Here is a 23,206-nt window from a genome sequence, read left to right as displayed (position 1 = left end):
GCCGGTACTCCCGGGCACAACCATGCTGCTGCTGCGAGGGCTCGACGCCCCGAAGCAGATGACGGCTCCGGTGCAGCTCGCGGACGTCCGGAACATGGCAGCCGCATTCGCCACGAACGTGACGATCGGCGTGCGTTCCGTCAGTGCGCTCGATGGCGTGCAGTTCCCGCATGACCACCCCGTGCTCGCAGCGCTGCGTGACGCCTACGTCGCCATTCCCGGCGAGCGTCTGTAGACGCGTGCCGCCGCCCCATCAGCGGAGGCGACTCACGACAGAGGTAGCCCATGCCGCTGGTTACGAATGGACCGGACGCGAAGTCAAGGCGCTGCGTGAAGCCGTACGCATGAGCCCTAAGGAGTTCGCCGAGAAGCTCCGGGTGTCCGATCGCATCGTCTCCCGCTGGGAGGCAGACGGCGAACGGGCCACACGTCGCATGGTGAACCAAGCCGCTTTAGACACCTTGCTTGCCAAGGCAGATAAGGATTCCCAAGGTCGCTTCGTCGGGATTCTATCGGTGGACGACGTCCCCTCCCACGCCATCATCGAGCCTGACACCGACTACACGAGCAGCGGCGACTACGTGTAGCATCCCGGAGACGGGAAGCTCATGATAGGTGGAATCTCTCGCACCATGAGATCGGATTTGTCGGGGGGAAATCATTTGTCCATATCCTGGGGTGCCCTATTGGCCAGTGCTGGCGTGGTCGCAGTAGTGTCCATAGTTTTCGAGTTGACAGCGAAGCCCTGGAATGAGCGACGTATAGAACGCCTACTGCAGCTGGCTCGCGATCCTCAAATTGTCCAGCTGGCCTGTATGGAAGCGAAATACCGAACTGCCCCGCATGAACTCGGGGCAGTGTGGGATGTGAACTATGAACTCGGGGCAGTGTGGGATGTGAACTCACTATTGCGAGAACTGGATGAAGATCTGGCTAAATACAGCAACCAACGCGCTTTTCTGGGCGACTGGGCTAGTGAGCCTGTTAGGGCTCTCCTGTCCATACGTTTGGGGACGATGCGCGCCATGGTTGCCGCATCGGTCGTCGCGGTGGATTACGCGCGTGAGACGATGGGTGAGGGTGCCGCTACCGAGATATCACGAGATAGCGCAAAGGCGGTTCTGCAGTTGGCAAAGGGATTCTTGGAAATACCCTTGGAGTACGCCCTCACGCCGAAATGGAAAGTTCGCAAGCGTGCTGTGTTGTCAAGGCGGGCGAAGAGAATCGTTCGGGACCGTGACAGTTTCGTACGAAAAACTATTTCGCGGAATCAGGCGGTAATTCTGGCGGCGCGGCACTCAGGGCAAGGTGGTTAAGTAGAACAGTCAAGACTCGCATCCGTGCCAATGGTAGCGGGCGGGTCAGGCTGGTTCAGGACATATCGGCGTAGGGGGACCAGGATTCATCCCCCTATCGGGGCGCCCGATTTCCTCAACGAAGCCAACGAAACGATGCACGACGACACCGGAGTGTCAATCCTGCGGACGGACGGCCTCACGTGACCAAGACCATCGAGCCGGAACGCCTCCTGTACCGGGAGGATCACGGGGACCGTACGGCCGTCTGTCGTGACCGTGTGCTCATGACCGCTCCACCGCCCCGACGGTTATGGGGGTCGCCACACCGGCCATGTCCAACGATCTGCCCCGGGCCGCCGACGCGCCGCGCGGGAGCAGTCAGCGGCAGGCATGCACAGCAGCCAAGGCCGCGACGGTGCGTTCAGTGTCAGCGACGGCATGGTGTCCGCGGCTGGAACGGGCGACCCATCCAGCGCTTATGAGCAGTTGCAGATGGTGGTACAACAGCCCGCTGGTGGCAGTCGCGCCGCAGAGTTGCAGCAGTTCCCGCGCACTGTGCGGTCTGTCCAGCAGCGCAGCCAGGATACGGAGACGGACCGGATGCCCGAGAGCCCTGAGCCTGGTGGTGGCGCCGGAGCCCTCAATCTCCGCCAGGAGCGCCACGACCTCCTCGCGCAACGCGTCCAGTTCGGTGTCATCGAGACGGGCAGGGCCTGTCGGCACGATGCGATGTTGCTCCAGGCAGTTGATGCGCCGGGTCAGCTCGTCGACACGCTGGTGGAGCTTCTGACGCTGTGCGGTTCCTTCCTCCATGGCCCGTACCGTGCCCCGTTCGTCAAGTCGTTCATGGCAAGATGCTCGATTAGCATATGGGCCCCGCATTGCACTCCAATGCTCCCTATCAGGCCCGACCGTCGCCCCCCTCATGCGGATCAGGCTTGAGCTGCGGGCCTGGGAGGGTGCTGCCGTGTCCGGGACCGCTGTCCCCGTGAAGGCGCAAGGGGCCCCCAGGTGATCAGTCGTCGTCGGCTCCATCGGATTCTGCGGCCGAGGCCGCGCGCTCGGCGCGGTCCAGGACGCGGGTCAGATCCGTGAGCTCGGCGGCAGTTGGATCCGGTGCGACCGTGGCGGTGACGGCGTTCCCGGACGGCTGTCGGCCGCCGCCCGCGTTGCGGTCGGTGTCGCAGGCGGCGGCGGTGAGGGCGGCACAGAGAACCACCCCGGCGGCCAGGGCCGCGCTGCGGGCCGGGAGCGTCACGGGGTCGCCCCGTTGGCGGTGGTGTTCGCCTCGCACCAGTCGGAGACCTTGGCGAGGTCCTCGCTCCGCTGCCGCAGCGTGGGAACAAGTGATGCGATATGCGAGCCGGCCGTTGAGGTAGGTCTCAACGGCGCCGTGTCCCGCCTTGGCGTTGTCGACCCGCTGTTGGAGCCGCGCGATGGAACCACGCATGCTCACCGTGCCGTTCAGGCGGGTCAAAGACCTGTCGATGCGCTTGTCGATCCGCACGGCACGCTTGCACAACGCCTGCGCCCCGTCTCCCGTGGGGCCCGCACTCGGACTGGATGCGGGGCTGCCGCCGTCGGCGGCAGCCACCCCTGAACCCCCGAGTAGCAAGGCGAGGCAGGCAACTGCCGCCACGGTGGTCTTCCTTCGCAGCGCGAGATTCTCCTTCCGCTGTCTGTTGCGGCACTCCGCCGCGCTCAGGCAGAAGTTAGGAGCCGGCTTTGTGGAAACTCTGTGGTTCCTGCGCGCCCACGTTGAGCCAGTCCCGGTGCAGCAGGGGCAGGGACAAGGCCAGGGTTGCTGAGTCCCGTGTGTCGGTGAGGGGAAGGCGTACTTCGAATCGTGCGCCGGGCCCGTCGGGTCGGCCCTGGACGGTGATCCGCCCGCCGTGCAGAGCCGTCTGCTGAGCCACCAGCGTCAGCCCGAGGCCGGAGCCGGGACTGTCGGGGCGCTTGTAGAAGCGCTCAAAGACGGATGCCCACGCCGCGGGCGGAACCCCCGGCCCGCGGTCGTCGACGGTGAGGACGGCGGTCGGGCCATTCGTCTCTTGGACGCGGCGCACCAGGATGCTGACCTGGGGCGGGCGAGCATCCGTACTGCCGTGGACGAGGGCGTTGATCAGGAGGTTGTCCACCACCGAACGCAGGCCCTGCTCCCAGCCCTGCACGTGCAGGCCCTCAGGGGCGTTCACCAGCACCTCCGCGCCCGGGTGCCGCCGCCGCAGATCGGCCACGGCTGCGTCGACAACATCTGCCAGGTCGACGGGGCCGAAGGCGTCCGCCTCGATCAGGTCCCCCTCGGTGAGTGCGCGGAGCATCACCAGCAGAGCCAGCACCCGGCCGTGCTCCCGCCGTAGATCCTCCAGTACCTCGGCCCGTTCTGTCTCCGGCAGGCGGAGGTGGCCGATGAGGATGTCGAGGTTGGTTCCCATGCTCATCAGGGGATTGCGCAATTCGTGCGAGGCGGCCGCGGCGAACGAACGGGCCGTGGCCAATGCCTCTGACGTACGGCCGGCCTGCTCGTCATAGCGGGCAAGCGCGGTCTGCAATGCGCGGGCGAGATCGTCGACCTCGGTGATCCGGCTCGGAGTGTGATCCAAACGGGCCGCGCTGGTCCGGGGGTCGAGGCCGCCGGCACGCTGCTGGAGTCTGCGCAGAGGGCGGGCGGCGTGGGCGGTGGCAGCCCAGGCCAGCACGCCGGCCACCGGGGCACTGAGCAAGGCGGTGGCGACCATCCGCCGTCGCACGAAGCCGAGTTGGGTCCTGGCGGCGGTGTCGGGTGAGAACAGCCACAGCGTTCCCCGGACCCCGGGCGCCGAGCCGGTCACGGACACCGAGAGAACGCGCCAGCGGGCTCCCTCGGCCCGCACCGTCACCGGCACACGCGTTGGGGCGCGCAACGCGACCGAGGGGTGGGGCTGCGGGCCGCCCGACACGGTGCCGCCAGGCCCGGTGAGCCGTATGCCGACATCCAGCGCGGAGGTGAACAGTTGCCGCTGCCGGGCCTCCTCGACCGTGGAACGGTCCTTGGCGGCGGCGCGCAGGAGTGCTTTGGCGTCCGGAAGCGCGGCCTGTGCGCGTTCACGCAGATGGTCGTCCTGCTGGGCGTGCAGGTCGCGGGCGACCATCTGCAGCAACAGGGCGCCCGCCGTCAGCACCACCAGCGGTACGAGCATGCCCACGGCCAGCGCGACCCGGGTGGACAGCCTCATCGCCCGCTCCCGTTCGGTGCCCGGTCATCGCGCAGCACAAATCCGACCCCGCGCACCGTGTGCAGGATCCGGGGCCGGCCGCCCGCTTCCAGCTTGCGCCTCAGATAACTGATGAAGGTGTCCACGACATCCGTACGCACGTCGAAGTCGTATCCCCACACCCGATCGAGCAACTGCTCACGCGTGAGCACCAGACCGGCGTTGCGTACCAGCGCTTCCAGCAGTCCGAACTCACGCCGGGTGAGCGTCAGCGGTGCTCCGTCCAGCCGGGCCTCGCACCGTACGGGATCGATCACCAGGCCGCCGGCACACACCTCGTCGTTGACCACCGGGGGCCTGCGGCGCAGCAACGCCCGCAAGCGCAGCACCAACTCCTGCAGAGCGAACGGCTTGACCAAGTAGTCGTCGCCCCCCGCCTGCAGGCCTGCCACCCGGTCGCCCAGCTCGTCCAGGGCGGAGAGCATCAGCACAGGCACGTCGTTGCCCTCGTCCCGCAGCGTCCGGCATACCTCGATCCCGCTCGGGCCGGGCATCGAGACATCCAGCACCACCACGTCCGGCGCCCTGCCCCGGACGGTGGCGAGCGCGCTGTGGCCGTCGTCCGCGAGGAGCACCGAGAAACCGTCAAGCCTCAGTCCGCGTTCCAGGGAGCGTCGGACGGCCGCATCGTCGTCGGCGACCAGCACCCGCTCGCCACCATGTATGTCGGTTCTCACGGCGGCGATGGTACGTGCGCCGAAGCGGCGCCCGGATCTGCTCCTGGGATCACAGAGTTTCCACAAGGACCGCCCCTACCGTGCCTCCGCGGGCCCGTCAGTTCCTCCGTGCCCGAGATCCGGGTCGATAGGCAGGGCGAGCGGCTGCTGGACGAGAGCCAAAGGTGCGGATCGGTTGTGAGGGAGCGTTCTTTGACACCTGCACCACCGCCCCGAGAACTTCGTCGCCGGGCCCCCTCCTCCCGCACCGGAAGAATCCCCTCGACGCCCCCTGACCGGTCACGGGAGCGAACCGCAGAACAGGCCGAGGCCGCATGGGCACCGCCAGGCGCTCCACAAGATTTCCACAGACTTCCCCGTTACGGTCCGGCCGCCTGAGCCGAAGGGGTGCGGGCCGGGCCACTCGGGGAGACCACGTGCTCCGCGAACGGGCCCTCCGGACCTCACACGCGGCTTGGCCGGCAGTATCGTCCACCGCGCCCGCGGTAGAGCGCCCACAGGAGAACAGGTGATCCAGCGTCAGACATTGGCGGGACGCTACCGCGTCGGTTCCCGCCTAGGCAGCGGAGGAATGGCCGAGGTCTACCTGGCTCAGGACTTGCGGCTCGGGCGTACGGTGGCGGTGAAGACATTGCGTGCCGATATGGCCTTCGACCCGTACTTCCACGAGCGGTTCCGCCGCGAGGCAAGGTCGGCGGCGTCACTGAACCACCCGTCAGTGGTGGCTGTCTACGACAGCGGCGAGGAACAACTCACCGGCGGCGGCGTCCTGCCGTACATCGTGATGGAGTACGTGCCAGGGACGACACTCGCCGAGAGGCTGCGCTCCGAGACTCTCCCCACGCTCCAGCAGGCGCTGGAGCTCACGGACGGCGTCCTGCGGGCACTGGAACACGCACATGGGGCAGGCATCGTCCATCGTGACGTCAAGCCTGCCAACGTCATGCTGACCGCCGACGGCGCCGTCAAGGTGATGGACTTCGGCATCGCGCGGGCCATGTCGGGCCAGGAGACGGCGATCACCCAGGCCTCCATAGTGATCGGCACTGCGGAATACCTGTCGCCGGAGCAGGCCACCGGGCAGCCCGCGGATGCGCGCAGCGACCTGTACGCGGTCGGCTGCCTTTTTCATGAGCTGTTGACCGGACGCCCTCCCTTCCATGGCGGCTCTCCCCTCTCAGTCGCCCACCGACAGGTCCAGGAAACACCGAGAGCCCCCTCGGAGATCGTTCCCGGCATTCCCCCGGAGGTGGACGCACTGGTCCTGAAGGCGCTCGCGAAGGACCCGGCACAACGTCACCAGGGCGCTCCGGCGATGCGGGCCGCCGTTGCCAAGGTGCGGACCTCACTGACGGCCGAAGCCCCAACCACCGCAACCCTCCATTGCGACTCGGAGCAAAGCGAGCCACCATCAGCCGCCCCGCACAAGGCAAGGAGCCCCCGCCGTCGAACACGCCCCCGCCGCGTCCTTCCCGCCGTGGCCGTCTCGTTGGTCATCGCACTGGGCGGTGCGGGAACGTCCGTCTGGCTGACCCTCCACCACTCCGCCGCCGAGTCCATACAGCATCAAGTGCCCGCTCCGGACCTGCTCGGAAGAACGCTGCCGGACGCACGGGCCCAAGCCCGGACCACCGGATTCCGCCTGGTGCGCAGCAGCTCGGGTGCGTGCAGCGACCTCAGGCAAACAGGGGGCCGCGTCTGCGGCCAGAGTCCGTCTGCCGGCTCCTTGCTCGATCAAGGCTCGGTCATCACCGTCCTTGTCGCCCCCAGGGACCAGCGCACAGACACCGCATCGGCTTCTACGACACACAACGAGCTACTGGTGAGACCCCAGTGGGCGCCGAGCGCGGCACTGTTCGTCCTCGGACCGACGCCTCGTTCGTCGACAGGACCAGCAAGTGAGCGAAGCATGCAAACCGGACTGTCGGGCCGAGACGGAGCTGCCAAACCATGACCACAGCCGTTTCGGTATTGCCCTCCGGACGCAGTCTCAGCCTCGCCGCCCAGCTGCGGGGCATGCCCAACGGCACATGGGTCCACGCGGCCACGGCGAGAGGCGCCTGAGCCGCCGCCGAGGTCGCGACCCGCGGCAGGACCGCACCGTGCTACCCCCGTCGTGATAACGACCGCACAGAGGTTCGGGGCGTCCTGTCCGAGGGGACCGGAGCGCTCACCGGGGGGACATCGAGAGGGACATCAATGGAGGGGGACAGGATGGTGCTGGCGTTCGACGAGACGGCGACGAAGCTGGTCGGCAGGGCTGCCGAACTGGCACGATTCGACTCGGTGATCGGCCGTGTGGGGCAGGACGACGCTCCCGCCGTGATCGACGTCGCCGGAGACGCCGGCATGGGCAAGAGCCGACTGCTCAGCGAGTTCTGTGCGAGGGCGCGACAGCGGGGGCTGACCGTGCTGCGTGGCAGGGCCACGGAGTACGAACTGCACACCCCGTTCCAGGCGTTCACGGACGCGTTCGTCGACGCCGATCCCTCCTTCCTCACCTCGGACGCCGTGCCCGAGGCGGTGGCACCCCTCCTGTACGGGGCCGGCGTGGCGCAGCACGCGGCACAGGGCATGGGCGTCCGCGACCGCTTTGGCCTCTACCGCGCCGTCGCGGATGTGCTGACCAGGCTCGCGGGGCGGAGCGGGCTGATGATGGCGCTGGACGACCTGCACTGGGCGGATCCCGCGTCCCTGGAACTGCTGGACCACATGATCCGGCACCCGGTACGAGGGCCCGTGCTGCTGGTCGTGGCCCGCCGCGAACGGCAGACGCCGCGCCGCCTGGACGCCGCGCTCATGCGGGGCGTCGACAGCGGAGCCGTTCTGCGCACGAGGCTGCGACCGCTGGCCGAGCAGGAGTCGATCGAGGCACTGGCCCCGGATCTGCCACCGCGCGACGCCAAGGAGATCTACGAGGCCAGCGGGGGCAACCCGCTCTACCTCCGTTGCCTCCTGCACGCGCACCGGCGCGGCGCACGCCGGGGCGGCGTCGCCGCTCGCGGCCACGACGACACCGGGACCGGGGCACCGAGCGGACTCGCCGCCCTGCTCCTGGAGGAATTGAACGCGCTGCCTGCGGCACAGCAGCGGACTCTCGAAGCGGTGGCGGTCCTCGGGGACCATGCCACGCCCGCCATGGTGAGTTTGGGGATCGGGAAACCCACGGCGGCAGAACTCGACAACTGCATCGGCGCACTGGCACGGCGCGACCTGCTGCGCGTGGGATCCGACGGCCGCTGGACGCTGCGCCATCCGCTGCTGCGGGCGTCGGTCTACGAGTACACCCCCGCATCCCGCCGTGCCGAGATCCACCGCATCGCCGCGGACGAACTGGCCCGCACCGGCGCCACCGCCGCCGAACGCGCCCACCATGTGGAGAGATCACTGGTCGGCTGGGATCCCGTGGCGGCAGCCGTTCTGAGCGAGGCCGCCGCCCAGTTCGCCCACACTGCACCCGCCACAGCCGCCCATCTGCTGGAGGCCGTCCTGCGGCTCATGCCGGACACGCCCGCCTACGCGCGGCAGCGCGGCGAGCTGACCCTGGCGCGTGCCAGAGCGCTGGGTGTGGGCGGCAGCCTGCGGGAGAGCCGTGATCTGCTGCATGCGCTGATCAGCGGGCCGGGGCAGGCCGACGCGTCGCTGCGCGGTGAGGCGACAGCGCTGTGCGCCATGATGGAACGCCACCTCGGGCACTCCCCGGAAGCGCTCGCCCTGCTGCAGCGGGAACTCGCCCGTATCCCCGGTCCCGAGCCGCGCCAGGCGGTCTCCGTGGGACTCGCCCTCGGCATGGCCGCCCTGAACACCGTCTCCTACGCCGATGTGCGGGACGACATGGCGCGGACCCTCGCGGTGACCCGCTCGCACGGCGATCTCATGGGAGAGACAGCGGTCCTGGCGCTGGCGTCGCTGGGCGAGGCCTACGAAGGACAGGTCGCGGCGGCCCGCCGGTTCGCCGACGCCGCGGCCGGGCTCGTGGACGGCTTCACCGATCCCGCCGTCACGGAAGTCTCCGAGTCGCTGGTCTGGCTGGCCTGGGCCGAAGCCGTGCTGGAGCGCTACGCCGACGCGGAACGCCACGCCGACCGGGGGCTGGACATCGCTCGCCGCAGCGGCCAGGTCCACGTTCTGCCTCACCTGCTCACCGGCAAGGCCTTCGTGCAGCTCACCACGTGCCGGGTGCCGGCCGCCCTGGAGTCGGCAGAGGAGGCGGAATCCGTCGCACGAGCCATCGGCAGCAGCGATCTGCTGGCCTTCACACTGTGTTTCAAGGCACTGATCCTCCTCCTGTGCCGCCCCCTGTGCGACACCGGTGCCCTGGTGACCGCCGAGGAGGCCGTGGCCGCGGCCGGCGGAAGCGCACACTGGTGGGCCTCACTTGCCGGATGCATGCTCGGCCACACGACCCTCGTCCGCGGCGAGCCGCACCGGGCACAGCACGCCATTCTGACGGCGGGCGGTCCCGAACTGATGAAACTTCAGCCCTCGATCCGCCCCGGCCAGCTGGAGACCCTCGTCAACACCGCCCTCGCGGTCGGCGACGCCGAGCAGGCCGCGCGCTGGGCCGCACAGGCGGTCGCGGAGGCCGAACGGATGGGGCTGCACGGCCAGCGGGGGGCGGCACTGCGCGCCGAGGCGGCGCTTGCCCAGCATCGGGGCGACCCCCGCGCGGCCGCCCGTCTCTTCGAACGCGCCGCGCAGGCGTACGTACCCTCCGGTGCGACGCTTTGGGAGGCGTACTCCCTGCTCCTGGCCACCCCGCAAGCACAGGCCGCAGGCGACGCCCGACACGCCAGCGCGATGTGGAGCCGGGCTCGCCGTCTCCTCGCCGACGGCGACGCCCGCCTGCTGTCCGACCTGGCCGCGATCGTGCGTCCACCGGGTGAGGCGGCCACGTTCGGGCCGACGGAACCCTACCGACCCGCCACGGGCCCGGAACAGATGGACGAACTGCTGCGCACGCCGACAGAGCTCGACCAACTGACCAGACGCGAAAGGGAGATCGCCGATCTCGTCGCGGAAGGGCTGAGCAACCAGGCCATCGCGACGAAGCTGTTCCTCAGCAGCCGCACGGTGGAGAGCCACCTGTCGGCCATCTACCGCAAGACCAGACTGCCTTCCCGGTCCGCACTGGCTGGCCTCGTGACGCGCGCCGCCCTCGAACGGCGGACCGAACCGACCCCGGAACCAGTGCTCTTCGGAGCGAGACGCTCTCCCAGAGACCGTTCCTGACCTCTCTGGTCTCCAAGGCCCGGCTGCGGTCCGCCGGGCGGTACTGGCCTTCGTCGAGCCCGGCGAGCGGGAAGCGGAGGCCGCGGTGCGGCACTCGCCTCACGGGACGTATTCGTGCGGGAACCAGGGGGACGTCACGGCAGCGCGGCCATCCCGGTCGTGGCCACCGACCGCATCAACGGGCGCGGTACGGCAGCGGGATGCCGGAGCAGCCGCGCCCGGACAGCGGCGGCGATCAGCGTGGGGTGGAAGAGCTCGGCGTCTGAGTCCATGAGGTGGTAGAGCCGGTCGAGATCCGTTGAGTACGCAGGTGGCCGTGCGCGGCCACCGCTTCCAGCACGTGGCGGGCCATGCGGCACGCCGTCCCGGGGGCTGGCCGGCCGGTGAACTCGTCTCGGTCGAGGAGGATGACCGATGTGCCGGCGTCGCTCGCTGTCATGGCGGCGAGCGCAGGCACCACCACGCCATCACCAGACGCTGCCGCTGCCGCCGCTGCATCCAGGGCCACGGACTTCCGTAGCGAACTGCGACTGCAGCATCAAGAGGAGCTTTGGATGTGTCCGTCGCTGCAGGAGATGACGTCGCCGTGCGTGAACGCGATGACCAACGCCAACTGTTCCCGGGCCAGGTCACGCCTCGTCCTGAAGTCCGACACCAGCAGCGAGCCGACGAAAAGCGCCGCGCCCGCGAAGGCAGCCCCCCGGCCGGCGTCGGCCGACAGCGGCGCCAGGAGTCGACTGATCATGTCCAGGATCACTACGTTGCCGGATGCCAGATCCGGGCAGTGGTCCAAAAGCCGGTCGACCCCTTCATGAAACGCGTTGGCGGAATAGCCCATAGCAACGCCGGCTTCTTCTCTGAGGCGGAGTGTCGCCGCACGCCAACGTAGATCGACCTCGCCGTCGAAAGTGGCGTCCGTGCCCTCGGCTTTGGCGTCGCGGATCGTCTTCGCCGCAAGAACACTCCCGCGCAACGTACACAACCGTGCTTCCGCCTGTGAGAAACCGTCGATCAGGGATCTCGCCGCCTGCCATTCTTCGAGAAGTAGAGCGCTGGCAATCTTGTTGACCTTTACCAGCGCCATGCGATTCGCCATGGGAAGAATGATCAGTCGCTCGTACTCCGTACCGACCGTCGACCCCGCCCCGCGTGGGTTCCAGGCATCGAGGAGGTCGCTCCTTATTTCTTCAGGAGTTCGTGGATTCAGCGCTTCCACTGTCAGAACCCTACCCTTCGGAACCCAGACCTGAAGGATTTCATAAAGCTGAGGGTCCCCAAGCCGAACGCCACCACGCTGATCCACAGGACCGGCCGGTATCCGGCGTAGACGGAAACAAGGCCGCCGCAGATCGCTCCGATCGGGAGCATGCCCATCAGCATGGTTCCACAGACTCCGGATACGCGGCCGTAGAGATCGGCCGGAACATGTCCCTGCCGATATCGACGCGTGAAGACGTTCACCAGCGAGCCCGAGCCCCCCATGAGTGCGTATCCCAGGACAGGGACGACGACGGAGACCGACGTGAACATCAAGGACAGCGGCCCCAGCATGGCGGCCGGTGCGGCCAGCACTGTCAGGCGGTAGACGCTCCACCTGCGGGCCAGTCCGGGGGCGACGGCCGCGCCGACGACGCTGCCGACGCCGAGGCCGGCGATGACGAGTCCCGTCACCAGCGAGCCCAGATGCAGGGCTTGCACCATGTAGACGACTGAGATGCCTTGCAGGGTCATGAAGCCGAAATTCGACAGTGCACCCCCGACGGCGAGGTATCGCAGCGTCACGTTGCGCCAGACCAGCTTTACGGCCCCGGACATCGCTGGGTTCACCTTGCTGGGACTCTCCTTGGCCGTTGCTTGGATGGTGAAGGCCGACGGCCTGAGCCGAAGCACGGTCATCAACGAGACGGCGTAGGTGAAGGCGTCCAGTACCAGTGCCCAAGCCGCCCCCACAGCGCCGGCAATGGCACCCGCCATCGGCGGGCCGGCCAGCATGCCGGTATTGGTGCAGGCATCGACGCGCGAGTTCACAGTGATCCAGGACTTTTCGTCGAAAGCGCCGATGACGTACTTGCCCAGACTTGCCTCGAAGACCACTCGGACCGCCGCGACCAGCATGACGATCGCGATCATGCCGACGACCGACAGTGCCCCGCAGAAATAGAGCAGCGGCAGCAAGGCGAGCAGGACGAGGCGCAGCGCGTCAGCGGCGATCATCAGCCTTCGTGGGTTGCTCCTGTCCACCAGGATTCCTGCCGGGACTGCCAGGAAGAGGTAGGGCAGGTAGCGTGCGGCGGCGATCGCCGAGATGGCCAGCGGGCTTGCGCCGGCCAGTCCCGTGGCCAACAGCGGCAGGGCCACCCCGGTCGTCTGGGTGCCGAGCACGCTGGTCGTCTGGCCGATCAGAAGCAGGGTGAGCTGCCTCCTCTCATGCTTCGGCACCGCTCGGCCGGGCGTAGCGAAGGCCGTGTCCTGGCTCACGAGTTTCCTGTCCGCTGATTCTTCGGCATGGTGGACGGCCAAGTCAGCTTCCCTGGCTGGGTGGGGATAGCCGCCCGTATGTCGTCGCTTCGAAGTCATGGACCCGTCGCATCGGTCATCACGATCCCGGTCACGGTCTGGAGGGCTGCCCCGTAGTCGGACCTTCCAGCGCTCGGGTGCCACGTTTCCAGCCCCGGCACGAAGACGCGACAGGCGTGGATCCCCTCATACCTCGGGAAGGCGATGTAGGCCCAGTCGGCGAAGCCGGCGGCGGCCAGTGCGGCGGAGACGCGCTGCAGGGCCTGTCGTCCTGTCACCGGGGCAGCCTCGTCCTCGACGAACGAGTGGGGCGTACCCGGACTGGCGAGCCAGTGTTCCTCGGGCATCGCTGTCAGGCGGCGCTTCTCGACCAAATGCCGGTCTTCCCGTGCGCCCTGCAGGTCGGTGGCCCTCGTCTGCGCAAGTTCGAGCAACGCCGCTCGCAGCGCCTTCTCCTTGGACAGCGCGCAACCGTATCCGGCGCACCCCAGGTACTGCTCGAAGCCGACCTCTTCGATCGCGGCCACTCCGAACGTCGGCAGGCCGACATGTGAGGGGATCTGTTTGATGGTCAGGCGAAGCCCGGCGGCGGCGAACCTCTCGAGGATCCACTGCAGGCTCTTCGGCACGGTCTCGGGGTCGACGGTGTGGGCCACGTCGAGGTTGTCCCGGAATCCCGCGAGGATGTCCAGGCCCAACCCGAGCTTCGTGGCGAGGTTGGCCAACGGCAGGAATCCGCCGTGGGATGCCTGTACCTCGGCCACCGACACGTTGTGCCGCTCGACGAGCTCGAGCAGTGAGTGGAGAAGCGCGGAGTCCGGATCGGTGTGGGCGGCGAGGCCGTTGGTCGACGTCAACACGAACGGCGACGGGCCGGCTTCGGCCGGTGCCGTGCCGCTGAACGCGTAGTGTGCCGGCACCCAGACCGGAGAACCGTCGGGGTAGCGGGTGGCCTTGACCCAGGGCAGTGCAGAACCACGATCGTATCGACGCTTCCGCTCGGTGAAGCGGTCCGGCCCCCATACCTCCTCGCGGGTCCCGAGGTCTTGTTCCGACGACCAGATCCACTCGGGCTCGCACGGCCACAGCGCCGCGGTACGCTCCAGGCACTCCATGATCGCGGTAAGCCGGGCTTCAGCCCGCGTACCGCCTTTGCCGCTGTAGACCCACAGCCCGTCGCTCGTCCCCGGCTTGGTGGCGCTGGCGGTCGGCACACCCAGGGTGTCCAACCCGGTGGTATCGGCAAGCCGGGTAATGCCCCATGACGCCAACCGCGGGTAGAACGCGTCCAGCTGCCGCTCGAGCACGTCGGTCTCCTTGTTCACCGGACCCCTCCCGTGGCGATCGCGTCGAAGAGAAGCTCCGCGTCACGCTTCTTGATGTCATGTCGGTCGTCGAGCACGTACTCCACGGCTCGGCTCGTCATTCCGGCGGTTCGCATGACGGCGGCGACCGCGGCGCGGCTGCGTTCCGTGAAATGCAACTCGCGCAACCCGCTGACGGCGAGGCGTGCCACGGCCGGCGACAGCATCCCCTCCGCCAGGGCGGCCTCCAGGCCGAACCTGACGTTGACGAGGAACACGGTGCGCGCCTCGTAGGTCCGCGGGTCGAGGTCCGACACCAACTCGTCATCGCAGGTGACGGTCCGGTCCAGGACCTTGTCGTAGACCCAGCCGTAGCCGGTCATGCCCAGGTCGCGCAACTCAACCGCCCGAAGCGCGCCCAAGCTGCTGCTGCCGACGAGCCTCACTCCCCGGGAGATCAGGCGGAAGCATTCGGTCGGGGACGGCGAATGCCCCGTGATCATGACTCCGTCGACGAGGGCGACGACGTCGCCCTCGGACACATCGAGCGCGTCGAAGTCCCCCCGTACAGCGGGGCCGTGCCACTCGATCCGGGCGGAATCGCTCAGGAGACGCGGTCGGCTCGGCCCGATGAAGGCGATGACGCGCATACTTCGTCGCATCCTAACGGTAGGGGGATGACCTGTAGTTCATGACGAACGCCTGCCGTGGTCCCGGCCTGAGCTTCTCCGCGCTCCGGTGTACCGAGTAGGCGTGATGGACGATCACATCCCCTGGGGATGCGGGTACCGGCGTGTAGCCCTGGGGGAATTCCTCGCTCAACTCTCGTTCGAAGATCGGCGAGTCGGAGGGCTTGTGCGGCAGGAGTCTTCCCGGCGGAGTCGCCGGATAGCCGTATTCCAAGGGCGAGTCGTCAAGCGTGACCTCGGTCAGGGGGCACCAGAGGCCGATCGCGAGCCAGTCGGTGAAATGGTCCTTGTGGAACTCTTGGTTCTGGTGCGGCGGCGTTGCGACAGAGCCCTGTGACGGTTTGGCGAAATACTCCGCGACCAGGGGGATCGCGCCGGTGGAAAGAAGTCCCCCCACGAATTCCAGGAGCGCGGGGATACGGAGCAGGTCGAATATGAAGTCGCTGTATCTGTCCAGGCCGCTTGCGGAGAGAACCTCACCGCGGGCGTCAAGAACGATCTTTGCTTTGCTGTCCTCGGCGGCCGCGGACAGTGATCCGACCAGCTCGTCCTGCAGTTCCTTCAGTGTCGCGGGTGGTATCGCACTCCTTAGGTGTACGAAGCCGTTCGTGTAGAGGTCGTTGACGACGTCCTGCAGGACCGTTCCGGTCGGGAGGTCCAACTTTGTCTCATTTAGCAGGGACATACAGTGTCGGCCTCCCCGTGAGGTCAATGCTCTCCGACTGCAGCGCCGCCAGAGGGATCCGTGTGACGTCCGCCGTCTCCAGGATGCTCGAGGCTGAGGAAATGAGGTACGTCTCGTGATTCTCCCCGTAAAGCGGTGCGAGGAGATCGACGATCGGCTCCAGCGCCGTGCCCGTGCGGTTCTCCTTGGTGATCCGCAATTCCATGGTCGTCGCAAGTTGGAACAGGAGCATCGGGACTTCGGGGTTCGGGATCCATCCGTGCATGAGCAGCGTCGTCGTGTCGAACATCTGAAGGCCGTAGCCGAAGTCGACACCCAGATCACACATGAGTGTGTCGAAGCTGCTGATCCCCGGCAGGACGCTGGTGCGGACCGACTGCCGCTGGGCCAGGTCGAGCATGTACTCGCTGGCGCTGACCAGGAACAACGGATGCCCGTGGACCAGGAACGCCACCGGCGGGGCCGCGGCGGCCTCGCTGACGACGCGGTCGGCGATGGCCTTGTACGCGTCCTGCCTCATGGTCAGGCCCTCGTACATGTCGGCCACGTCGATCACCTCGGGGCCGAGTGCCTCGATGCTGCGCATGACCGCCGGGTCGGCGTGCAGGACGAACACCTTCCTGCAGATCCGCAGGGCCTGCTGGGTTTCCACTGTCAAATGCAGCGGGCTTTGAATGCCGCTGCCGAGTAGGTACAACGACGTCGCCATGATTCATCCCTCCTGTGCGGTGAGAGCGCCCCGCCGGGATTCGGCGAGGCGCTCCCGGGGTACCGGAATAGCTAGTCGTTCCCCCTGCCGTACCCGTTGTCCATCAGGAAGGCGCGGAACTTTCGGACGTCGACGCCCCACTCCTCGAGAGCGACGCGCTTCATGGTGGCGAGGAGCTCCCGCTCGCTCTCCGTGAGTTCTGTGTCGCTCAGCGCGGTCTCGGGAGAAAGCAGCAGTGCCTCCCGGAACTCGATGTCCTCGGCGGCGCGCGCAAGAATTTCCTCGATGCGCTGCTTGCCCTCTGCCGTCAGCGGTGTAGCCATCTACAGATCCCTTCCGTGTGGCGAATCTTCATGATTGATTTGTCTTGCAGGTTGACCGTGGTCCGACTCGAAGTGCCCCTGTACCGGTTTCGCCTGTGGCCTGATGCCGAGGGTTACCATCGGCATTCGAATCGGAGCGAAGCACGGTTGACCTTGGAGACGCTGACTTTTTCATTGACGGCCGCCGTGACGTCGCATTCACGGCGAGCGACTGAATCCGTCCCGAAAAACCTACAATCCGCCATGCGTTCCAGCATCCGTGAAACCACGTAAAAGCTCGAACGCGGTCCTGCGGATGTGCGCTGGCAGGGACTTTGCAAGGTCGTGGGTCGGGTGAGGTTGCCCGGTGATGGGCTGTCATGTCGCGTTGTGGGGCCCGGATGCAGGTGCGGGCACGGCCTCGTTGATCATGTGAGTGTCGAGTTCACGTGACCACAACCGAAGACCGTGCCTGCTGTCTCAGCTTCCCTATGCCATCGGGCCTGGAGCAACTGGCCCATGCCCTGTCACCGCAGCCGCTGCCCGACGCGGTGTGCCGCGCCCGGTTTCTCGCGGGCCTGCCAGATCCACGCGACCGCCGTGGCCGGCGTTTCCCGCTGACGGCGATCGTGACGGCCGCTGCGGCGAGCGTCCTGGCCGGTGCGAGATCCCTGACCGCGATCGGCGAGTGGATCGCGGACGCGCCCCGCTGAGTCCTTCTGACCCTCGGCTTCGCGTTCGACCCGTTCAGCAAGGCGGTCACGGTGCCGCACCTCACCACGGTCATGCGGCTGCTCGGCCGCCTCGACGGCGACGCCTTCGACGCCGCGGTGAGCGCGTTTCTGCAGGCCAGAGCCGCTGACCTGGACACAGGGAAAGCACGGTGGCGGGCGGTCGACGTGGACGGGAAGCAGCTGCGCGGATCAAGAGCGGCCGGCCCGAAAGCGGTATGGCTGCTGGCCGCGAGACCACGCCGGAACGGTCCTCGCACAGCGGCAGATCGACGCGACGAGCAACGAGACACCCGTGTTCATCCCTCTTCTGGACGGCCTGGACCTGGAGAACATCGTCGTCACCGCGGACGCGGCCCACACCCAGCGCTCGAACGGCCTCTGGCTGCGCGATCAGGGCGCCCACTGCATCGCTGTCGTGAAGGGCAACCATCCCGGCCTGCTCAAGCAGTTGAGGAAACTGCCGTGGGCCGACATCGCCCGGACCACAAGGACCGCACCAGGGGCCGGGGCCGGCTCGAGGTCCGACACCTGAGGACAGCCGCGTTCCGGCACCTCGACTATCCCGGCGCCCGTCAGGCCCTACGCGTCATGCGCTGGCGCAAGGACCTGACCAGCAACAAGATCGCGATCGAGCGACTGTACTTCGTTACCAGCCTCCACCCGGCGCGGTGTCCGGAGCCCGGATCGCGGCCTGGATCCGCGGCCACTGGAAGATCGAGAACCAGCTCCACCACGTCCGCGACACCATGTTCGCTGAGGACGCCTCCACCATCCGCACTGGCCACCTGCCCCGCGTGATGGCCGGCCTTCGCAACCTCGCCATCAGCGTCTGCCGGCAGGACGGCCGCACCAACATTGCCGCCGCCACCCGCCACAACGCCCGCCACCCGGGCCGCCCCCTGGCCGCACTCGGATGGACATGATCAACCAGGTGGACTCACGTGCTCAACCGGACAGAACCGCAACCCGCAAAGTCCCTGGGTCGCGGGGTGGTTCTGTCGTGAGCCGGGTCAGCCCTTGACGGGAGTACCCGTCTTCTCGCGCACCTCGTCGTAGGTGACACCGGGGGCCAGTTCGACGAGTCGGCACCCCTCGTCCGTGATGTCCAGGACGGCGAGGTCGGTGATGATCCGCTGCACCACTCCCTGCCCGGTGAGCGGCAGTGTGCATTCCGCGACGATCTTGTGGGAGCCGTCCTTGGCGACGTGCTCCATGAGGACGATCACGCGCTTGGCGCCGTGGACCAGGTCCATCGCGCCGCCCATGCCCTTGACCGTCTTGCCGGGCACCATCCAGTTGGCCAGGTCGCCCGTGGCGGAGACCTGCATGCCCCCGAGCACGGCGGTGTCGATGTGGCCGCCGCGGATCATGCCGAAGCTCTGGGCGGAGTCGAAGAACGACGCCCCGGGGCTGACCGTGACGGTCTCCTTGCCGGCGTTGATCAGGTCGGCGTCGACCTCGGCGTCGACGGGGTACGGACCCGTCCCGAGGATGCCGTTCTCGCTGTGCAGTGTGACCCGGACCCCCTCCGGAAGGAAGTTGGGGATGAGCGTCGGCAGGCCGATGCCGAGGTTGACGTACTCGCCGTCACGCAGCTCGCGCGCCGCACGGGCCGCCATCTGGGACCGGGACCAGCCGGTACGCTGCTCGCTCGTGGGCTCGCTCATGCCGCACTCTCCCGGACGGTCCGCTTCTCGATGTGCTTGGTCTGCGGGCCGGTGTGGACGATCCGCTGGACGTAGATCCCGGGCAGGTGCACCTGGGCGGGGTCGATCTCACCGGGCTCCACCAGCTCCTCGACCTGCGCGACGCAGATCAGCCCCGCCATCGCGGCGAGCGGGTTGAAGTTCATCGTGGCCTTGTTGAAGACGAGGTTGCCGTCGGTGTCGCCGAGTCGGGCGTGGACGAGCGCGAAGTCGGCCACGATGCCCTCCTCCAGCACGTACCGGCGGCCGTGGAGCTCGCGGACCTCCTTGGGCGGGGAGGCGACCAGGACGTCCCCCGCCCGGTCGTATCTCCAGGGCAGACCTCCCTGGGCGACCGGCGTGCCCACGCCCGCGGGGGTGTAGAACGCGGGGATGCCGGAGCCGCCCGCCCGCAGCCGCTCGGCCAGAGTGCCCTGGGGGGTGAGTTCCACCTCCAGTTCGCCGCCGAGGTACTGGCGGGCGAACTCCTTGTTCTCCCCTACGTAGGACGCCGTGACCCGGCGGATCCGGCCGAGGCCGAGGAGGATGCCGAGCCCGATCCCGTCCACACCGCAGTTGTTGGAGAACACCTCCAGGTCGTCGGCCCCCTGCTCGGCCAAGGCCTGGATCAGGCGGTCCGGGATCCCGGAGAGCCCGAACCCGCCGACGGCCAGCGAGCTGCCCGAGGTGATGTCGGCGACCGCCTCGGCGGCCGAGGCGACCGTCTTGCTCATCACGCCTCCCGCTTACTGCTGGTGATCCGGCCGCGGGCCTCGCCGAAGCCGATCCGGGTTCCGCCGGAGCCCGGGGCCGTGGCGGTGAGGACGACCTCGTCCCCGTCCTCCAGGAACGTGCGCTGACGGCCATTGACCGTGACGGGCTCCTTGCCGCCCCACGTCAGTTCGATAAAGGCGCCCCTCTGCTCCTTCTCCGGGCCCGAGACGGTGCCGGACGCGAACAGGTCACCGGTGCGTGAGGGCGCGCCGCCCACCGTCTGGTGGGCCAGCATCTGGGCGGGGGACCAGTACATCGCGGAGTACGGCGGCCGGGAGACGACCTGGCCGTTCCAGGCGACCGTGAGGTCGACGTCGAGGCCCCACGGCCGCTGCATCCGGAGATACGGCAGTACGGCCGGTTCCTGGCGTGGCAGCGGGACCCGGGCGGCGTCCAGGGCGAGCAGCGGCACCACCCACGGCGAGATCGTCGAGGCGAACGACTTGCCCAGGTTGGGGCCGAGAGGGACGTACTCCCAGGCCTGGATGTCGCGCGCGGACCAGTCGTTGAAGAGCACCACCCCGAAGATGTGCCGCTCCGCGTCCTCGGCGCCGATGGAATCTCCCATGGCGGTGCCGGTGCCGAGGACGAAGCCGAGTTCGGCCTCGATGTCGAGTCGGGTCGAGGGCCCGAAGACCGGTGCCGGGTCCTGGGGGCCCTTGCGCTGGCCGGAGGGCCGGACGATGTCGGTGCCTGAGACGACGACGGAGGCCGCGCGGCCGTGATAGCCGACCGGGAGGTGCTTCCAGTTCGGCGGCAGCGGGTCCGGGTTGTCGGGCCGGAAGAGCCTGCCCAGGTTCGAGGCGTGGTGCTCGGAGGCGTAGAAGTCGACGTAGTCGGCGACCTCGAACGGCAGGTGCAGGGTCACCGCGCCCAGGTCGTGGACCGCCTGCGTGGGGATCCGGCCCGCGAGCCGCTCGGTGATCGCTGCCCGGACCTCGACCCAGCGGGCGTGGCCGTGCGCCATGAACGCGTTCAGACTCGGCCGGGCGAAGACGTCGTCGTCCAGCAACACGGCCAGATCGATGACGTGGCCGCCGTAGCGAGTCGCCACGCGCGGCTTTCGACCGGGCGCCGAGTAGACGCCGTAGGGCAGATTGGTCAGGCCGAACAGTGAGTCGGCCGGGACGGTCAACTGGATGGTGCTGGTCATACGGACACCTCGGTCAGGTCGGCGATCGTCGCGGCGGGCAGCAGTCCCAGCCCGGCCGACTCGACGGCGGGTTCGGCGACGGAGCAGGTGCCGAACGAGCGGAACAGATCACGGACTTGGGGTGACAGGGCGCGCACCCGCTCGGTGACCCGGTCGCCGTCTCGGTCGGCCAGCAGCCGGACCAGCTCCGTCTCCTCGGCACCCTGGAGGGCGGTGTCGGCGGCCACGAGCAGGTTGAGGAACCCGTGCTGCTCGAAGCCGGTCTCCGGGTCGGTGTTGCGCAGCGCGTGGTGCAGCCCCGCGGTCGCCTTGAACGGCACCCCGGCCCGCGTCGCAGCCAGGACGGCTGCCGCGAGTTCGCGCTCGTCGGGGTAGAGGTCGGCGCGTACGCCTCCGGTCCGGAACTTGGCCAGACAGGGCGTCCCGGCGAGTTCGGCGAGCAGTGTGTCGCGCCGGGTGTCGCGCGGCACTTCGACATGGACGGCGAGATCGGCGTCGTCGTCGATCGCCTCGGCCAGGGCGGGGAGGACCGTGTTGGCGGCGACCCCGTCCGGTACGGAGACCTCCAGCGCGACCAGCCGCACGGCCGGGATCCGGTGCGCGGCGGCGAGCGCGTCGGAGACATCAGGCAGCGGCACGGTCACCGAGAGGTCGAAGGCCCCTTCGGGAAGGTCTCCCGTCAGCTCGGCGAGACGGCCGATGTCCTTGGCGGCGATAACGAACGCACCGACGAGCCCGGCATGGGCGGCGCGGGTGTGCGCCACGTGGGCCCGGACGGCCTTCTCGATCGGCAGGCTGCCGGGCGGGAAGACCGCCGCGTCGTCGAACAGTCCGGCGAGTAGCGGGGGGATCTCCGCAGTCGGCGGGGCGATCATCGGTTCTGCTCCCAGGAGTAGGCGTACGTCCCGTCGTCGGTCGCGCGAGCGGCTTCACCGAGCTGCAGGGGACGGAAGGTGTCGACCATGACCGCGAGTTCGTCGAAGAAGTCCGCCCCGATCGACCGCTCCGTCGCGCCCGGCTGGGGACCGTGGGGATGGCCCCCGGGGTGCAGGGAGATCGAGCCCTGTCCGATGCCGGAGCCCTTGCGCGCCTCGTAGTCGCCTCCGCAGTAGAACATCACCTCGTCGGAGTCGACGTTGGAGTGGTAGTACGGCACCGGGACGGACTGCGGGTGGTAGTCCACCTTGCGTGGTACGAAGTTGCAGACCACGAAGTTGTGGCCCTCGAAGACCTGGTGGGCCGGGGGCGGCTGGTGGATCCGGCCCGTGAGGGGCTCGAAGTCACGGATGTTGAAGGCGTACGGATAGAGGCAGCCGTCCCAGCCGACCACGTCGAACGGGTGGTTCGGCAGGGTGTGGACGGTTCCGGCGACACCGCCCGGCCCGCGGTGCTTGATGTACACCTCGACGTTCTCGCCCTCGACGTGCCTCGGCCCGACCGGCAGGCGGAGGTCGCGCTCGCAGTACGGCGCGTGCTCCAGGAGCTGGCCGTGCGTGGACAGGTAGCGACGCGCCGGACCGACGTGCGAGTTGGCCTCGATCGCGTAGATGCGTACGGCCTCGTCCGGGACGATGCGGTACGTGGTCGCCCGCGGGACGATCACGTAGTCCCCGTCGCCGGCCTCGAGGTCCCCGAAGACCGTCTCCACGCGTGCGCGCCCGTCCTCGACGTAGAGGCATTCGTCGCCGATGGCGTTGCGGTAGTAGGGGCTGACCGTGTCGGCCACGACATACGCCAGCCGTACGTCCTCGTTGCCCAGCAGCAGCCTGCGGCCGGTCACCGCGTCGATGCCGGAGTCGCCGTCCGTGAACAGGTCGTGCGTGGCGAGATGGCGGGGCACCAGGGGATGGTTGGGCACCAGGGACTGGTCCCCGAGGTCCCACACCCGGAACTCCCGCACCGCCGACGGTATGTGCCGGTGGTAGAGCAGTGAGGAGTCGGAGGAGAACCCCTCCTCGCCCATCAGCTCCTCGTAGTAGAGCTTCCCGTCCGGGTCACGGTGCTGGGTGTGACGTTTCGGCGGAACCGCGCCCGCCCGGTGGTAGTACGGCAAGTGATTCTCCTCATGATTCGGAGTCGTGGTGCCGCGTGTGATGCAAGAGTGTGCGCTCAGCGCACATTTTTGTGCGATAAAAGCAACAGGGCGAAGTTAGGTCCCCGATGACAGCACCGTCAAGGTCGGTCGGCGCCACT

At 68.2% G+C, this 23,206-nt stretch carries 25 protein-coding genes; 8 read left to right on the top strand and 17 right to left on the bottom strand.

From position 1 onward, the window contains the following. Positions 1–22 precede the first annotated feature (22 nt). The 3 genes from OO68_RS46175 (at position 23) to OO68_RS46165 (ending at position 1,316) form a co-directional block, all read left to right on the top strand. On the top strand, positions 23–235 hold the full coding sequence (locus OO68_RS46175) for an aminotransferase class IV (protein ID WP_051814485.1): 213 nt from the start codon (positions 23–25) through the stop codon (positions 233–235). Continuing rightward, the gene (locus tag OO68_RS48250; RefSeq protein WP_329503438.1) at positions 153–587 is read left to right on the top strand and encodes a helix-turn-helix domain-containing protein; all 435 of its coding nucleotides are present in this window, start codon (positions 153–155) and stop codon (positions 585–587) included. Before OO68_RS46175 ends, OO68_RS48250 begins: the two co-directional genes overlap by 83 nt. A 144-nt stretch (positions 588–731) precedes the next feature. Continuing rightward, a complete protein-coding gene (locus OO68_RS46165) occupies positions 732–1,316 on the top strand; it encodes a hypothetical protein (RefSeq protein ID WP_157852684.1) in 585 nt (194 codons plus the stop codon). A gap of 360 nt (positions 1,317–1,676) precedes the next feature. Here the strand turns inward: OO68_RS46165 and OO68_RS43780 are convergent, their stop codons facing one another. From OO68_RS43780 to OO68_RS05520, 4 genes are all read right to left on the bottom strand, one after another. Then, positions 1,677–2,111, bottom strand: coding sequence for an ArsR/SmtB family transcription factor (locus OO68_RS43780; RefSeq protein ID WP_157852683.1), 435 nt, complete (start codon positions 2,109–2,111; stop codon positions 1,677–1,679). Between the two features lie 202 nt (positions 2,112–2,313). Beyond that, positions 2,314–2,556 (bottom strand): hypothetical protein, encoded by a 243-nt coding sequence (locus OO68_RS05530; RefSeq protein WP_078625203.1) that lies wholly within the window; start codon positions 2,554–2,556, stop codon positions 2,314–2,316. 454 nt (positions 2,557–3,010) lie between these two features. After that, on the bottom strand, positions 3,011–4,513 hold the full coding sequence (locus OO68_RS05525) for a sensor histidine kinase (protein ID WP_033306997.1): 1,503 nt from the start codon (positions 4,511–4,513) through the stop codon (positions 3,011–3,013). After that, positions 4,510–5,229: a response regulator transcription factor gene (locus tag OO68_RS05520; RefSeq protein ID WP_033306996.1), complete on the bottom strand. Its 720-nt coding sequence runs from the start codon at positions 5,227–5,229 to the stop codon at positions 4,510–4,512. Before OO68_RS05520 ends, OO68_RS05525 begins: the two co-directional genes overlap by 4 nt. Positions 5,230–5,737: 508 nt before the next feature. Between OO68_RS05520 and OO68_RS05515 the strand changes: the two genes are divergently transcribed. Together OO68_RS05515 and OO68_RS05510 are read left to right on the top strand one after the other, a co-directional pair. Continuing rightward, positions 5,738–7,183 (top strand): protein kinase domain-containing protein, encoded by a 1,446-nt coding sequence (locus tag OO68_RS05515; RefSeq protein WP_078625202.1) that lies wholly within the window; start codon positions 5,738–5,740, stop codon positions 7,181–7,183. A gap of 260 nt (positions 7,184–7,443) precedes the next feature. After that, entirely contained in the window at positions 7,444–10,461 is a 3,018-nt protein-coding gene (locus tag OO68_RS05510; RefSeq protein WP_245236910.1) for a helix-turn-helix transcriptional regulator, read from the top strand. A gap of 134 nt (positions 10,462–10,595) precedes the next feature. Here the strand turns inward: OO68_RS05510 and OO68_RS46160 are convergent, their stop codons facing one another. The 8 genes from OO68_RS46160 to OO68_RS05475 all read right to left on the bottom strand — a co-directional run bounded on the left by OO68_RS46160 (position 10,596) and on the right by OO68_RS05475 (position 16,688). After that, entirely contained in the window at positions 10,596–10,733 is a 138-nt protein-coding gene (locus tag OO68_RS46160; protein ID WP_157852682.1) for a hypothetical protein, read from the bottom strand. Between the two features lie 266 nt (positions 10,734–10,999). After that, the gene (locus OO68_RS05505; protein WP_157852681.1) at positions 11,000–11,677 is read right to left on the bottom strand and encodes a hypothetical protein; all 678 of its coding nucleotides are present in this window, start codon (positions 11,675–11,677) and stop codon (positions 11,000–11,002) included. Positions 11,678–11,679: 2 nt separating this feature from the next. Continuing rightward, complete coding sequence (locus tag OO68_RS05500; RefSeq protein WP_033306994.1) at positions 11,680–12,939, bottom strand: MFS transporter; 1,260 nt, start codon at positions 12,937–12,939, stop codon at positions 11,680–11,682. A gap of 95 nt (positions 12,940–13,034) precedes the next feature. Beyond that, the gene (locus OO68_RS05495; protein WP_033306993.1) at positions 13,035–14,303 is read right to left on the bottom strand and encodes a YcaO-like family protein; all 1,269 of its coding nucleotides are present in this window, start codon (positions 14,301–14,303) and stop codon (positions 13,035–13,037) included. Continuing rightward, positions 14,300–14,944, bottom strand: a complete 645-nt coding sequence (locus OO68_RS05490; RefSeq protein ID WP_078625200.1) for a TfuA-like protein — start codon at positions 14,942–14,944, stop codon at positions 14,300–14,302. The genes OO68_RS05495 and OO68_RS05490 overlap by 4 nt, the downstream gene beginning before the upstream one ends. 1 nt (position 14,945) lies before the next feature. Next, the gene (locus OO68_RS05485) at positions 14,946–15,632 is read right to left on the bottom strand and encodes a phytanoyl-CoA dioxygenase family protein (RefSeq protein WP_051814481.1); all 687 of its coding nucleotides are present in this window, start codon (positions 15,630–15,632) and stop codon (positions 14,946–14,948) included. Positions 15,633–15,639: 7 nt separating this feature from the next. Then, a complete protein-coding gene (locus tag OO68_RS05480) occupies positions 15,640–16,365 on the bottom strand; it encodes an SAM-dependent methyltransferase (protein ID WP_033306991.1) in 726 nt (241 codons plus the stop codon). Between the two features lie 71 nt (positions 16,366–16,436). Continuing rightward, positions 16,437–16,688: a hypothetical protein gene (locus tag OO68_RS05475; RefSeq protein WP_033306990.1), complete on the bottom strand. Its 252-nt coding sequence runs from the start codon at positions 16,686–16,688 to the stop codon at positions 16,437–16,439. A 470-nt stretch (positions 16,689–17,158) separates the two neighbouring features. Between OO68_RS05475 and OO68_RS47460 the strand changes: the two genes are divergently transcribed. The 3 genes from OO68_RS47460 (at position 17,159) to OO68_RS47450 (ending at position 18,324) form a co-directional block, all read left to right on the top strand. Continuing rightward, the gene (locus OO68_RS47460) at positions 17,159–17,380 is read left to right on the top strand and encodes a transposase family protein (RefSeq protein WP_033306989.1); all 222 of its coding nucleotides are present in this window, start codon (positions 17,159–17,161) and stop codon (positions 17,378–17,380) included. Positions 17,381–17,693: 313 nt separating this feature from the next. Further along, complete coding sequence (locus OO68_RS47455) at positions 17,694–17,933, top strand: hypothetical protein (protein ID WP_051814479.1); 240 nt, start codon at positions 17,694–17,696, stop codon at positions 17,931–17,933. Positions 17,934–18,069: 136 nt separating this feature from the next. After that, entirely contained in the window at positions 18,070–18,324 is a 255-nt protein-coding gene (locus OO68_RS47450; protein WP_051814477.1) for a DDE transposase family protein, read from the top strand. Positions 18,325–18,411: 87 nt separating this feature from the next. On the opposite strand, the gene OO68_RS05455 is transcribed toward OO68_RS47450, so the two are convergent. The 5 genes from OO68_RS05455 to OO68_RS05435 are packed head-to-tail and all read right to left on the bottom strand — an operon-like array spanning position 18,412 to position 23,066. Next, positions 18,412–19,068, bottom strand: coding sequence for a CoA transferase subunit B (locus OO68_RS05455; RefSeq protein ID WP_051814475.1), 657 nt, complete (start codon positions 19,066–19,068; stop codon positions 18,412–18,414). After that, positions 19,065–19,820 (bottom strand): CoA transferase subunit A, encoded by a 756-nt coding sequence (locus tag OO68_RS05450; RefSeq protein WP_033306988.1) that lies wholly within the window; start codon positions 19,818–19,820, stop codon positions 19,065–19,067. The genes OO68_RS05455 and OO68_RS05450 overlap by 4 nt, the downstream gene beginning before the upstream one ends. After that, positions 19,820–21,013 carry a fumarylacetoacetase gene (gene fahA, locus OO68_RS05445; RefSeq protein ID WP_033306987.1) on the bottom strand — a complete coding sequence of 398 codons (1,194 nt, stop codon included), beginning with the start codon at positions 21,011–21,013 and terminating at the stop codon, positions 19,820–19,822. The genes OO68_RS05450 and fahA overlap by 1 nt, the downstream gene beginning before the upstream one ends. Next, entirely contained in the window at positions 21,010–21,888 is an 879-nt protein-coding gene (locus OO68_RS05440) for a hypothetical protein (protein WP_033306986.1), read from the bottom strand. The genes fahA and OO68_RS05440 overlap by 4 nt, the downstream gene beginning before the upstream one ends. Next, positions 21,885–23,066: a homogentisate 1,2-dioxygenase gene (locus OO68_RS05435; RefSeq protein ID WP_033306985.1), complete on the bottom strand. Its 1,182-nt coding sequence runs from the start codon at positions 23,064–23,066 to the stop codon at positions 21,885–21,887. The genes OO68_RS05440 and OO68_RS05435 overlap by 4 nt, the downstream gene beginning before the upstream one ends. Positions 23,067–23,206 lie beyond the last annotated feature (140 nt).

It is taken from the genome of Streptomyces iakyrus, assembly GCF_000717055.1.
Lineage (GTDB): Bacteria > Actinomycetota > Actinomycetes > Streptomycetales > Streptomycetaceae > Streptomyces > Streptomyces iakyrus.
This window is presented reverse-complemented; position numbering and strand designations above follow the sequence as displayed.